The sequence below is a fragment of the Paenibacillus sp. FSL R5-0749 genome, assembly GCF_038595085.1.
Classification (GTDB): domain Bacteria; phylum Bacillota; class Bacilli; order Paenibacillales; family Paenibacillaceae; genus Paenibacillus.
Genome location: NZ_CP152005.1, coordinates 4681088 through 4694102 on the forward strand (window position 1 = coordinate 4681088; position 13015 = coordinate 4694102).

A 13015-nucleotide genomic window follows, 5' to 3' on the forward strand; every position below is an offset into this window, starting at 1 on the left:
TTTCTTCATCTCAGAAAGAACAAGTTTCATTGCTCTGACGGGGCCCAACCCCCGACCAGCCTAGGCTTTCATATTCAGTACAGCCTCATCATGGCAAAGGTCAAGGGCTTGCTCCTGGCTCAGCATCATCTTCCGGGTCATCCGGGATGAACGGGACATAGGTATCTGCCTCAAGCATGGTGATTTTCCCAGGCCGTTCGGTCTCTATCACCTGATTTAGATATTCCACTTTATCCGATAAAAGAGAGACGGTCGTAATCACTTCAAACTGTGATTTGGTATACATCCGAATCTGATCCGGAAATGAAGGCGTTGGGTTCGGAATAATTTCCGAAATATCCGTCGTCAATTCATTCGGGATTTTAGCCAGTGTCTGACTCAGTTTGGCTTTGAGTGGATCATCAGCCTTCCATTGAGTCAATATGGGCTTCTCCACAGCAACACCAATTGTAGCCGGAACCGTCAAGCTTGTCCCACTGGCCAAAATCGCTTTAAGTGTACCGTCAGAACCAAGCTCATACGCAACGGTGTCATATTCCTGAACCTTGATATGGATAATACCCGGAAATTGCTTGTCCACGGTAACAGTTGAAATGGCCTTGTTGGTCTTGAGACGCTCAATCACCTCGGCAGTACTTGTCCCAAAAAATTGATCGCCTTCTTTCAGACCACTTTTCTCCAGTAGCTCTGAAGTCGCTGTATATACATTACCCGTAATTTCTATTGCCGAAATCCGACTCATGGAAGAACGAAAGAATAATACAGCGAGCAATACAATAAATAGTAATAAGAGAATAATTACAATTCTACGGCTTGTGTTTCCTTTTGGCCGATTCTTCTTCAGAACCGGAATTTGACTTTTAGGCATAAGTAGCGCTCCACAAAGCCTCAGGTCCCCTCCCTTCAAGAAGGGGACTCCAAGGACGTTAATTGGCAAAATCCAACTGTTTTGAAACGGGTGACTGTCGCTCAACCGATGCTCCAAGACTTTGGAATAACTTCTCGATCTGATCGTAGCCCCGGTCAATATGATGCACTTGCTCCACAACCGTTTTGCCTTGAGCAGCCAGACCAGCAATGACCAGAGCTGCACCTGCACGAAGATCGGTTGCTTCTACTGTAGCCCCGTACAGACGGGGAACACCACGGATAAATGCTGCGTTCAGATCGACTGAAATATCAGCCCCCATCACATTCAGTTCATCCACATGTTTGAACCGGCCCTCGAATACCGTTTCCTTCATCACACTGAATCCGTCTGCCAGACTGAGCAGCACCATGATTTGCGATTGCAAATCTGTCGGAAATGAAGGATACGGAGAAGTCACAATACGGTCTACTGATTTGGGACGGCTCATACAGCTCACCGTCATTATATCATTGCAGACTGTGATTTGAACACCAGTGCGCTTCAATACATGTATAAGTGAAGTAAGATGAGCAGGATTGCAGTGTGTAAGCGTAACATTGCCACGTGTTGCTGCTGCTGCAATCATCACAGTTCCGGCAACGATTCGATCCGGTATAATCTCATAGGAACAAGGCTTCAGTTTCTCAACGCCATTGATCGTAATCGTATCCGTTCCTGCACCAATGATACTTGCACCCATAGCATTCAGAAAGTTTTGCAGATCCTGTATTTCAGGTTCTCTTGCCGCGTTGCAAATGGTTGTCGTCCCTTTAGCCAGAACGGCTGCCATCATGATATTCTCGGTTGCTCCCACACTCGGGAAATCCAAAAGAATATCTGTACCCACCAGATTGCGGCCATGGCAGATAATCTGTTGGTCCTGCTCTTCAATTAAAGCTCCGAGCGCTTCCAGGCCCCGGAGGTGAAGATCAATTTTGCGTTCTCCGATGGCACAGCCTCCTGGCTGATACACTGACACATGCCCAAACTTAGCCAGCAATGGTCCCATCAAAAAAATGGAAGAGCGCATCTGCTTCATTAGATCTTCTGGCACATCATATGACCGAATCTGCGAGGTATTAATGGTCACTGTTCCCTGTTCATGCCGACACGTGCATCCAAGCCGTTCCAGGATATACAGCATCACTTCAATGTCCAGCAAGTGTGGAACGTTATGCAGTGTAACTTCTCCATCTGCCAACAAACTTGCGGCCATAATCGGTAAAGCGGCATTTTTTGCTCCATGGATGCGTATGGATCCTGAGAGGGGTTTCCCGCCTTCAATCACCAATTTGTCCAATGTATCACCTCCGGGGTTTACCGTTCACCCACTACGAAGACTTCCGGTACCAGGTTAATACCGTTTTGAGATGATATAGTGCTCTGAATCTGCTGCATTAGGGTGATAACGTCCTCTGCTGTTGCTTGGCCTGTATTGACAATGAAATTGGCATGCATGGTGGATACCTGTGCGCCTCCCTGATTCATGCCTTTGAGCCCTGCTGCTTCAATCAGACGGGCTGCATGGTCACCCGGTGGATTTCGGAATACACTGCCTGCACATGCCATCTGCAGTGGCTGTGTGCGTCGTCGGCGATCTTTGTAAGCTGCCATGGTTTCCGAAATGACTTTGCGTTCTCCATGCTGGAGTTCAAATGTAGCTTCCAGCACGATGCCTCTCCGATCATGCAGAACAGAGTGGCGGTAAGCAAAATCCATGTCCTCCTTGCTGTAACGTACCAATTCCCCTGTCTCCAGTACAATCTCAGCGAATTTGAATATCCGTGACACATCCGATCCATGAGCACCTGCATTCATGTATACGGCTCCACCGACAGTGCCGGGGATACCGCTGCCGAATTCCAGACCGGTCCATTCCTTTTTGGCAGCAACCACACTGAGTTTAACAAAAGAATGTGCTGCTCCGGCAGTTACACCACCTTCGTGAAATTCGGCATAATCAAAGCCATCGCCTGGTTTCACAACAACACCACGTATTCCTTTGTCTGACACCAGCATGTTTGAGCCCCGTCCAAGTTGCATCCACGGAATCTGAAACTTGTGAAGCAATTGAACGAGATTCATCATCTGCTCTTTATTCTCGGGAATGACCAGTGCATCCGCAGGACCGCCGATCTTCCATGTGGTGTATTTGGCTAGCGATTCGTTTTCAAGAACTCTGCCAACATTATTCTGGGATAGTAACGACATCCACTGGTGCATGTTTGCTTCCTCCTTTGCTTCCAAACCGATGAGCACGGTATTCTGTTGTTGCTAAAGAACGTGCTCTGGCGCCATGGAACGATGGTCACGATTTATACGGTATCTTATGTCAGCCCCGTCTTGTGTGTGACAATCGCCCACAAACGCACTTTACCGGCGTGCAGCAAGACGCTGAATTTCATGAACAAGCACTTCAGCAGCATCGGGTTTACCCAATTTCCGGGAGGCCTCAGCCATTCGTTTTCGTCCCAATTCATCATTCATAATTTTGGCGATGGCTTCATACAGGACTTGGCCTGTAAGATCCTTCTCCAGCATCGTGAGTGATGCGCCCCCACCTTCAAGCGTACGTGCATTGGCTTCCTGATGATTGTTAGTCACGTTAGGTGACGGAATCAGAATGGAAGGAATGCCCAGTGACGTAATCTCCGCAAGGAATGATGCACCTGCGCGGTTTACAATCAAGGATGTACAGGCAAGCACCTCAGGCATATTATGCACGTAAGGCAAGACATGCAGATGGTTTGGCATTGTACCCAATGAGCTGCGAATGGCTTCACGCGTTTCATCAAAATAGGTATCCCCTGTCACATAAACCACATGTACATCGTCCAGTTGTTCCAGCATTGGCGCCATGTCCACCATGGCCTGATTGATTGCTTTTGCCCCTCGACTGCCACCAACCACAAGAACAACACGGCTGTTCATCGGTACACCTAACGTGGCAAAACCACGATCACGGCTAGCCTGGGCTACCGTAGTCGCCCGTGGATTACCGGTGTAGATCACCTTTTTCGCGCCGGAAAACGATTTTTCAGAACCTTCAAAGCTAACTGCAACCGTGTCCACATACCGCATCAAAAATTTGTTCGTCAGACCCGGGATGGCGTTCTGTTCATGAATTATACTCGGAATTCCCAGTTTTGTTGCTGCATATACCACAGGTCCACACACATATCCACCTGTACCTATCACAACATCCGGTTTGAATTCCTTCAGCATTTTTTTGGACTTGCGTACACCTTGAATGAAACGCATGACCGTTTTCAGGTTGTCGATGGACAGTTTCCGTCGAAAGCCGGTAATATCAATGGATTTAAAAGGGATATTTTCCTGGGGAACCAGCTTGCTTTCCAACCCTCTGGTTCCTCCAATGTATAGAAATGTCGAGTCCGGGTTCTCCGCCTCGCATTGTCTTGCTATGGCAACGGCCGGATAGATATGTCCACCCGTACCGCCACCGCTTAGAACGACTCGCATCGCATAGTCACCTCGCATAACGGGATAAATTCACTAAAATGCCTAGTGCTGTGAGCATGAGGGTCAATGATGATCCGCCGTAGCTGATCAAAGGCAAGGTAATGCCCGTTACAGGCATCATGCCAATGACAACACCAATGTTAATAATAACCTGTACGGCTACCATACCTACGATACCCACACCCAGCAGACTGCCGAAGGCATCCGGAACGGTCATGGCTACACGCATTCCTCTCCACACCAGCACCAGAAACAACAATAATACAATCATTCCACCGATAAAGCCGAGTTCTTCGGCCAAAATACTAAAAATAAAGTCCGTTTGCGGTTCAGGTACATAACTGTACTTCTGCCGGCTCATACCCAGTCCCAATCCCGCCAGTCCACCAGGACCAATCGCGTATAAGGATTGAATGATCTGATATCCGGCACCCAACGGATCGGACCACGGGTCCAAAAACGCTGTGATACGCTGCAACCGATAGGGTGCTGCTGCAATCAAAGCTGCAAACCCCGCTACGCCGCCAAGAGCAAGCAAGCTCAGATGTTTCATTCGCGCTCCGGCTGTAAAAATAATAAGCATCGATGCGCCCATCATCACGGTGCCAGTCCCCAAATCAGGTTGCAGCATAATAATTCCAAAAGCCAAACCGATCAATCCCAGCGGTGGCAGAAGCCCCGTTGTGAAGGTCTTGATTTTGCCCGGTTCCTTGCTCAGCCAGTGAGCGAGAAACAGAATCATGCCCAGCTTCATGAATTCTGAAGGCTGGATACCGAACGAGCCTATGCCTAACCAACTTCGTGCACCGCCGCGAACCACACCGATCCCAGGAATGAGCACCGCAATGAGCATAATAAAACAGGCAATCAATATCGGCTTGGCATATTTCCTCCACACCCGGTAGTCTACGTTAGCGGTGACGAACATGGCCATAAGCCCAAGCACCGCAAATAGGGCCTGTCTTTTAACAAAATAGAAAGAATCGCCATAGTCATGAAAGGCAAGCACCGAGCCCGCACTGTATACCATTACGATGCCGATGGCAAGCAATGCCAAAATACTAATCAGCAACCAAATATCTGGTGCCGGTCGCGTCTGTTTCATCAGGAGGCCACCCCTTGCATGGAAGTAGGGGCTTTTCCACCCCCCTACTTACAAGTTATGCGCCGCCTCTTTAAAAATGCGTCCCCGCTCTTCATAGGAAGCAAACATGTCCCAACTTGCACATGCCGGAGATAACAAAACGACATCACCCTCACTGGCAAGCTTCGAAGCTTCCTGCACAGCAACAGTTAACGTCCGGGCAGCGTCCTCTTCATTATCGACGACCTTAATTTGCTTTAATCCGGCAAGTTCCGCGACTTTGGCAATTTTCATCCGTGTTTCTCCAAGCGCAACGACAGCTTTTACCCGTTCCTGGAACAAGGGTAACAACTCCATCATGTCTGACCCGCGATCCAACCCTCCAGCAATTAATACAACCGGCTCCTTAAACGAGTTCAGAGCCATGACCGTAGCCTTCGAATTGGTCGCTTTGGAATTGTTGTAATACGCAGCGCCATTATGATCTAGTACATATTCAAGTCGGTGCTCAACCGCCTTGAAGTCTGCAAGCGGCGCAGCCAGTATCGCTGGATCAGCTCCTGCAGCTACGGCAATAGCCACAGCAGCCATTGCATTTTCCACATTAAATCGTCCAGCGATGCCAATGTTCTCAATATCAATGATCATGTGCTGATCTCCGTTTTCATCCGCGTAGATAATCTGGCGCTTCACATCATCCTCTTCTCCATCCACATAAGGAGGATCTGCATACACACCTGTATCCAATTTCTCAATCATAGAGAAGGGAAGCAATCTGCTTTTGATGTAAGGAACCAGACCACGACATACCGCATCATCCCAATTCAGAATGGCTACGTCGTCAGGCTGCTGATTGGCGAACAGTTTGGCTTTGGAGGCCACATAATCATCCAGATCCCCATGATAGTCCAGATGCGTCTCTGTAACGTTAAGCAAGCACGCAATACGAGGACGGAAATCAACCGTTCCTTTGAGCTGGAAACTGCTCAGTTCGACAACCATCCAGTCATCTGGAGAAGCTTGCTCTGCCGCTTCAGAGAGAGGTGTCCCAATATTACCGGCAACAATTGGCTTGAGACCGGCATGTTCCAGCATTTTGCCCACCCAAGTGGTTGTTGTGGTCTTGCCGTTGGAGCCCGTAATCCCGATCATGGGTGCAGCACATAGATGATAAGCAACCTCGACTTCGGTCACCACTTCAATGCCCAATGCCAAAGCTTGCTGCACAGGAGCTGCACGGTATGGGATACCCGGATTTTTGACGACCAGCTTCACATCACTGTGAATCAGATCGTCCGGATGTCCTCCGCATACAACAGAAATTCCCAAAGCCTCCAATTCGGAAGCTTCGGGACATTGATCTCTCTCTTTTTTGTCATTAACTGTAACTTTCGCTCCGGCGCGATCTAGCACTTTGGCGACCTGTACGCCGCTTTTGGCCAATCCGAGCACGACTACTTGTTGTCCGCGATATGATTCAGGATGGTTCATGATCTACAACCCCTTGTTGAGATAAAGTCCAAGAGCGGCCAAAATTGCGCCTACCGCCCAGAAGGTAATAACAACCCGCCATTCCGACCAACCACTTAATTCAAAGTGATGATGAATGGGGCTCATTTTGAATACACGTTTGCCACGAGTCTTGAATGATACCACTTGAATAATAACAGACAGGATCTCGATGACAAAAATACCGCCAATGATGACAAATAAAAGCTCTGTTTTAGTTACTATCGCTACCGCACCTATGGCACCGCCAATGCCCAGAGAACCTGTATCGCCCATAAACACTTTGGCTGGATGTGCATTGTATACCAGGAAACCGAGCACGGCTCCGATCATCGCTGCTGCACACACTGCCGCCGGCATCGACGTGGCTTGCATCGCCACAATGGCAAATGCGCCAAAGGCAATCGCACTTACCCCTGACAGCAACCCATCCAGACCATCGGTAAAGTTAACCGCATTGGTAATGGCAAGCATCATGAATACGACAAACGGATAATAGAACCATCCAGTCCAGTCAAACGAGAACGACGTACCCGGAATAGAAATGGCTGTACTGTGTCCATTCTGAATCAGCAAGAAACACATCACTGCACTGAAGAACAACTGGCCCAGCATTTTTTGTCTGGCCGTCAGTCCCAGGGAACGTTTGAACACAATTTTGATGTAATCATCCAGGAAGCCAATCAACCCGAATCCCAGCGTAGCCACAAGCAAGACATAAAAGTCTGTATTCTTGACAGCCGAAAATTTCAAAAAGGCCAATGTGAACGCAACTAAAATGACGACTCCACCCATTGTAGGTGTTCCGCTTTTTTTCAAATGGCTCTGAGGCCCATCTTCCCTAACTTGCTGTCCGAATTTCATGCGTCGTAACAGCGGAATCAGGAGCGGTGCGGCAATCACCGCCAGAATAAATGAAACGCCGATTGTTAACAGTAATACCTGAAAATCCATGGGTTCACCCCTCTAGTCTACTCGATTCTGTAATGTTGCCATTTGTAGTGCTTCGACCACGTCCTCCAGCTTCATGCCCCTTGAGGCTTTGAACAAGACAACGTCTCTGGGATGAAGTTTCTCCAGTAGATAACGGGTCATTTCTTCTTTATCTATAAAAGCATGCACAGCCTCTGCCGGCATATGCTTTCTTGCTCCTTCGGCAATATGCGCTGATAGCGGGCCGTATACGAGCACCATGTCCATTTTGGCAGATGTAATATACGCTCCAATTCCAAAATGAAGGTCCTGCTCCTGAGGACCAAGTTCAAGCATATCACCAAGCACAGCCACTTTCATGCGGTATCCTTTCAGACCTTCTAGTACATCGATTGCGGCCTTCATGGAGGTAGGACTTGCATTGTATGCATCATTCAGCAGAGTTAGACCACTAACACCTTGAGTAACCTCAATACGCATGCCTGTCAATTTCAAGCGAGACAACCCAGCGGAAATCTGCTCCGTTGTCACTCCAAAATGACGGGCTACAGCCAAAGCAGCCAGACAGTTAACGACATTATGCGTTCCCAGAAGAGGGAGCGTAAATGCATGTTCTCCAGACTGTTTGGTGGTGAAAACGACTCCGCTCTGCGCATTCATAAGTCCGGTAGGATAATCATCATTATCGGTTTGCAGACCAAATGTAAACCGCTGCAAACCATCGGGTTGTTTCGTTGCGGGCTCTTCAAGAACTTGTGCAATTAAAGGCTCGTCTCCGTTGTAGATCAGTAATCCGCCAGGCTTCAGTCCCGCGGCAATCTCAGCTTTGGCTCTGGCAATCTCCAGTCTGGACCCCAGCTGAAGCAGATGAGATTCACCAATATTGGTAATGATCGCTACATCAGGCTGAGCAATAACCGACAGATCGTTAATTTCCCCGCGACCACTCATACCCATTTCCAAAATGATAATCTCCGTATCCGGGGCCATACTTAATACGGTCAGTGGTAGACCAATGTGATTATTGAAGTTGCCTTGTGTCTTATGCACTTTGAATGTAGTTGAGAGAATCGCATCCACGATGTCCTTCGTTGTTGTCTTGCCGTTGCTGCCTGTAATGCCAACAACAGCTGCTTTATTCTCCGTTAGATAAGCCGATGCGAGTGCTTGCAGTGCGACAAGTGTGTCATCCACCACAATGACAGCTCCTTGTGGTGGAATACCATGATCCTTTTGCCAGATCGCCCCTGCGGCACCCTTCTCTAAACAATCTTGCACAAACTCATGTCCGTCAAACCTTTCACCCACTAGCGGGATAAACAAACTGCCTTCCAAGGGTTTACGCGAATCGGTAAACACCCCTTCAACCGTTACATGGCCATGAGCAGCAGCGTCACTTAATGTTCCTCCACACATCTCGGCCAATTGTGCCAATGTTCTTTTTATCAATTGGATTTGCCCCTTATCGCTTCTTTGGCTATGATTCGGTCATCAAAATCGGTTTTGGTTGTGCCGATAATCTGATAGGTCTCATGACCCTTGCCCGCAATCAATACTACATCGGCTGGGCTTGCCATTTCAATAGCTTCATGAATCGCCTGGCGCCGATCCACAATCATCGTATAACGTTCAGCAGGAACAGATTCTTCAATCAGGCCCTGTTCAATGTCTTTGAGAATCAGATCCGGATCTTCTGTCCGTGGATTATCGGAAGTAACCAACACATAATCACTATACTTCGCAGCAATTTTCCCCATGAGAGGGCGTTTGGTACGGTCCCTGTCACCACCACAGCCAAACACGCAGATTACACGTCCTTCGGCAAACTCCTTCACCGTCCGTAACACATTCTCCAGTCCATCCGGTGTATGGGCATAATCGACAATAACAGCAAATGGCTGTCCTTCGTCCACTCCTTCAACACGTCCATCCACGCCTGGAACCGTCTCCAGACTGCGCTTGATCTCTTCCAGTGGAATACCTTCCACCAGTGCTGCAGAGATTGCTGCCATGGCATTGTACACATTGAATTTCCCTACCATGCGCAAGCGAATATCCGTGCTGCCCGAAAATGTATCCACGTGGAAAGAAGTTCCTTGAGAAGTGATTGAGATTTGGGATGCACGTACATCGGCCTCTTCACCCATGCCATATGTAATCACTTCAGCAGCCGTCACAGAGATGAAATAATTCGCAGCTGCATCATCTGCATTGATGACCGCGAACTTACGCTGCGAAGCATCTTGCGTATAGCCGTTACCCAGCCGTGCAAAGAACAATCCTTTCGCCCCACGGTATTCCTCCATGGAATGGTGGTAGTCCAGATGATCCTGCGTCAGGTTAGTGAATACCGCAGTACGGAAGTTGGTTCCCTTTACTCGTCCTTGTTCCAATGCGTGAGAAGAAACTTCCATGACACAGCAGTCCGTACCCTTCTGAACCATATCATGCAGACTGCGCTGCAGATCAAGCGCTTCTGGTGTCGTTCCTGACATCGGGTAGGTCCGACCGTCATACCGCATTTGAATGGTACCGATCAATCCTGTCTTGCGTCCATAATCACTCATGATTTTTTCAATCAAATACGTGGTTGTTGTTTTTCCGTTCGTTCCCGTAACACCAATCATATTCATCTTCTGGCTTGGCGAGTCAAAAAAGAAATCTGCCAGAACAGCCATTGCAAACCGGCTATCCTTCACAAGCAATTGTGGTACAGGCAGATCCAGTTGCCGTTCAACCACCAATGCGACTGCACCGGAATTAACCGCTTTTTCTGCATAATCATGACCATCTACCGTATGTCCCGGAAGACAGATAAACAGATCACCCGGTTTTACCTGCCGGGAATCTGTCTGAAGGTTTTGGCATTCTGTATTTGGTTCGCCCACGAGGCGGGCGGTGGTCAGCATCGATGCAAATTGTTTTAAAAGCACATGAATAACCTCACTTTTCCAATTATACTTCTGTTTTAGCATATGTCTGTATTTATTAATATCGTCAATACAGCCAAATAATGAAACGCACTTGGATGAACTTTGTTGCGCTTGAAGCCGAAACTGCTCCAGTGCACAAGTTATTCATCCTTCGTGTGATCGTGCGCATCGTTCAGTACATTCCCCATATAAATGCGGATGGTGGATCCCTGATCTACCCTTGCCCCGGGCTTGGGTGCCTGATTGATTACGTATTTACCACTGCCAGACTTGGCCAGCATAAAATTCATGTTCAGGTCTTCGTACAGATCTTCGACAGTAGCTCCTGTCAGGTCTGGAACTGTCACGATTTGGGTCTCACCATACTTGTATTCTTTCGCGACCTGATCCTTCCGAACAGGGACATTCATATAATGCAACGCATCTTCAAGGATGTTCTGTACAATCGGGGCGGCAACCACGCCTCCGAACTGAATTCCTTTGGGATTATCCACTGCGGTATAGACCACAATCTGAGGGTCATCTGCTGGTGCAAATCCGATAAAGGATACGATATGCTCGGTTGAGGAATAACGTCCGTTGATGACCTTCTGGGCTGTACCTGTTTTGCCACCGACCCGGTATCCATCAATGAACGCTGGACGTCCTGTTCCTTTGGCGACAACACTCTCGAGTGCTTCGCGTACTTGCTTGGACGTATTCTCCGAGATCACCTGACGAACCAGTTCCGGTTTGGCTTCTTCCATGACTTCTCCCGTAACCGGATGGACCCATGCTTTCGTAACATATGGCTTGTAAAGTTTACCCCCATTGATTGCGGCTGACACAGCTGCTACTTGCTGAATGGGTGTTACCGATACACCTTGACCAAAAGCGGTCGTTGCAAGCTCAACAGGGCCAACTCTGGACAGTTTGAACAAAATTCCACTGGCTTCTCCGCTGAGGTCGATCCCTGTCTTGGTGCCGAAGCCAAAGTCTTTAATATAGGAGAAGAGTGACTCTTTCCCCAGCCTTTGCCCGAGGGCCACAAATCCAGGGTTACATGAGTTCTCCACCACTTGCAAGAAGGTCTGACTTCCGTGGCCTCCCTTTTTCCAGCAACGCAGGCGGGCTCCACCCACCTCAACATATCCGGGATCAAAAAATTGATCCTGTTGCAGATTGACTTTTTTCTCTTCAAGCGCTGCTGCCAACGTAATGATCTTAAAGGTGGAGCCTGGCTCGTAGGTCATCCAGATTGGTAAATTCCGATTGTAGATCTCTGCGGGATATTGCTGATAATCGGCAGGTTCGTATCCAGGCCTGCTGGACATGCCCAAAATTTCACCTGTTTTGGGATTCATCGCTATGGCCAATGCTGAGTTCGCCTGAAACTTCACCATGGCCTGATCCAGTTCTCTCTCCATGATGGACTGAATGGATTTATCAATGGTCAGCTTGAGGTTAAGGCCGTCCTTCGGTTCCACATACTTCTCGGATGAGCCCGGCATTAGCCTTCCGGCCGCATCGGACAAGTAGGACACACTGCCATTCAGACCATTCAGCTTATCATCATATTTCTTCTCGACACCCGTTAAACCCTGATTATCAATACCCGTAAAACCAAGAATATGGGCAGCCAAATCATCATAGGGATAAAAACGTTTATTGTCCTCAGCAACAACGATACCCGGAAGCTTCAAATCACGGATGCGCTGAGCTTTATCCATCGTAATTTTGCGGCCGCCGGGTTGTAGTCGTACAATCAGTTCTCGTTTCTTGATGGTTGCCAGCACTTTTTCTTCCGTCATCCCAAGCAATGGGGCCAGTGCTTTAGCTGTCGTTTCAGCTTCTTTGACCTGAGCCGGAATAGCCATAATGGTCGGTGTCGTCACATTATAGGCCAGAGAGGTTCCATTTCGATCCAGGATCTCCCCTCGCTTGGCTGAGTAAGGAATATTACGCCGCCAGGATTCTTCTGCTTTTGCTGACAACTCCGGGCCTTTCCCGAGTTGTACATAAGCAAGCCTGATCATCAAGGCCGAAAATAACAAAACTAAAATCATTAAACTCCATAGCAACCTGCGCCGCAGATTTACACTTGATCCCTTCACGAAAAGATCCCCCCACTCGTCCCAAAATCATGACATTCGTTCCCTTCATGAATATTCAGGACAACCGGGG

Annotated in this window: 10 protein-coding genes; all 10 read right to left on the minus strand. The window is 48.4% G+C overall.

The annotated features are described in order from the left end of the window. Nucleotides 1-100 precede the first annotated feature (100 nt). The 10 genes from MKY85_RS20945 to MKY85_RS20990 all read right to left on the minus strand — a co-directional run bounded on the left by MKY85_RS20945 (nt 101) and on the right by MKY85_RS20990 (nt 12945). Nucleotides 101-868: an FtsQ-type POTRA domain-containing protein gene (locus MKY85_RS20945; protein ID WP_339235914.1), complete on the minus strand. Its 768-nt coding sequence runs from the start codon at nt 866-868 to the stop codon at nt 101-103. Between the two features lie 58 nt (nt 869-926). Next, nucleotides 927-2210, minus strand: a complete 1284-nt coding sequence (gene murA / locus MKY85_RS20950) for a UDP-N-acetylglucosamine 1-carboxyvinyltransferase (RefSeq protein WP_339235916.1) — start codon at nt 2208-2210, stop codon at nt 927-929. A gap of 17 nt (nt 2211-2227) precedes the next feature. Beyond that, nucleotides 2228-3133, minus strand: a complete 906-nt coding sequence (murB, locus tag MKY85_RS20955) for a UDP-N-acetylmuramate dehydrogenase (RefSeq protein WP_253439319.1) — start codon at nt 3131-3133, stop codon at nt 2228-2230. Nucleotides 3134-3283: 150 nt separating this feature from the next. After that, nucleotides 3284-4393: an undecaprenyldiphospho-muramoylpentapeptide beta-N-acetylglucosaminyltransferase gene (gene murG, locus MKY85_RS20960; RefSeq protein ID WP_339235919.1), complete on the minus strand. Its 1110-nt coding sequence runs from the start codon at nt 4391-4393 to the stop codon at nt 3284-3286. A 7-nt stretch (nt 4394-4400) separates the two neighbouring features. Then, nucleotides 4401-5498, minus strand: a complete 1098-nt coding sequence (gene spoVE / locus MKY85_RS20965; protein WP_339235921.1) for a stage V sporulation protein E — start codon at nt 5496-5498, stop codon at nt 4401-4403. Between the two features lie 48 nt (nt 5499-5546). Further along, a complete protein-coding gene (murD, locus tag MKY85_RS20970; protein ID WP_339235924.1) occupies nt 5547-6968 on the minus strand; it encodes a UDP-N-acetylmuramoyl-L-alanine--D-glutamate ligase in 1422 nt (473 codons plus the stop codon). 3 nt (nt 6969-6971) lie between these two features. Continuing rightward, nucleotides 6972-7940, minus strand: a complete 969-nt coding sequence (mraY, locus tag MKY85_RS20975) for a phospho-N-acetylmuramoyl-pentapeptide-transferase (RefSeq protein WP_047843751.1) — start codon at nt 7938-7940, stop codon at nt 6972-6974. Between the two features lie 12 nt (nt 7941-7952). Beyond that, the gene (gene murF, locus MKY85_RS20980) at nt 7953-9365 is read right to left on the minus strand and encodes a UDP-N-acetylmuramoyl-tripeptide--D-alanyl-D-alanine ligase (protein WP_339243147.1); all 1413 of its coding nucleotides are present in this window, start codon (nt 9363-9365) and stop codon (nt 7953-7955) included. Beyond that, entirely contained in the window at nt 9365-10852 is a 1488-nt protein-coding gene (locus MKY85_RS20985; RefSeq protein ID WP_339235926.1) for a UDP-N-acetylmuramoyl-L-alanyl-D-glutamate--2,6-diaminopimelate ligase, read from the minus strand. Before MKY85_RS20985 ends, murF begins: the two co-directional genes overlap by 1 nt. A gap of 140 nt (nt 10853-10992) precedes the next feature. Further along, on the minus strand, nt 10993-12945 hold the full coding sequence (locus tag MKY85_RS20990; RefSeq protein WP_339235928.1) for a stage V sporulation protein D: 1953 nt from the start codon (nt 12943-12945) through the stop codon (nt 10993-10995). Nucleotides 12946-13015 lie beyond the last annotated feature (70 nt).

Coding starts and splice junctions, on each gene's coding strand:
- MKY85_RS20945 (WP_339235914.1), bottom strand. CDS start 868: ATGCCTAAAAGTCAAATTCCGGTTCTGAAGAAGAATCGGCCAAAAGGA.
- murB (WP_253439319.1), bottom strand. CDS start 3,133: ATGCACCAGTGGATGTCGTTACTATCCCAGAATAATGTTGGCAGAGTT.
- murG (WP_339235919.1), bottom strand. CDS start 4,393: ATGCGAGTCGTTCTAAGCGGTGGCGGTACGGGTGGACATATCTATCCG.
- spoVE (WP_339235921.1), bottom strand. CDS start 5,498: ATGAAACAGACGCGACCGGCACCAGATATTTGGTTGCTGATTAGTATT.
- murD (WP_339235924.1), bottom strand. CDS start 6,968: ATGAACCATCCTGAATCATATCGCGGACAACAAGTAGTCGTGCTCGGA.
- mraY (WP_047843751.1), bottom strand. CDS start 7,940: ATGGATTTTCAGGTATTACTGTTAACAATCGGCGTTTCATTTATTCTG.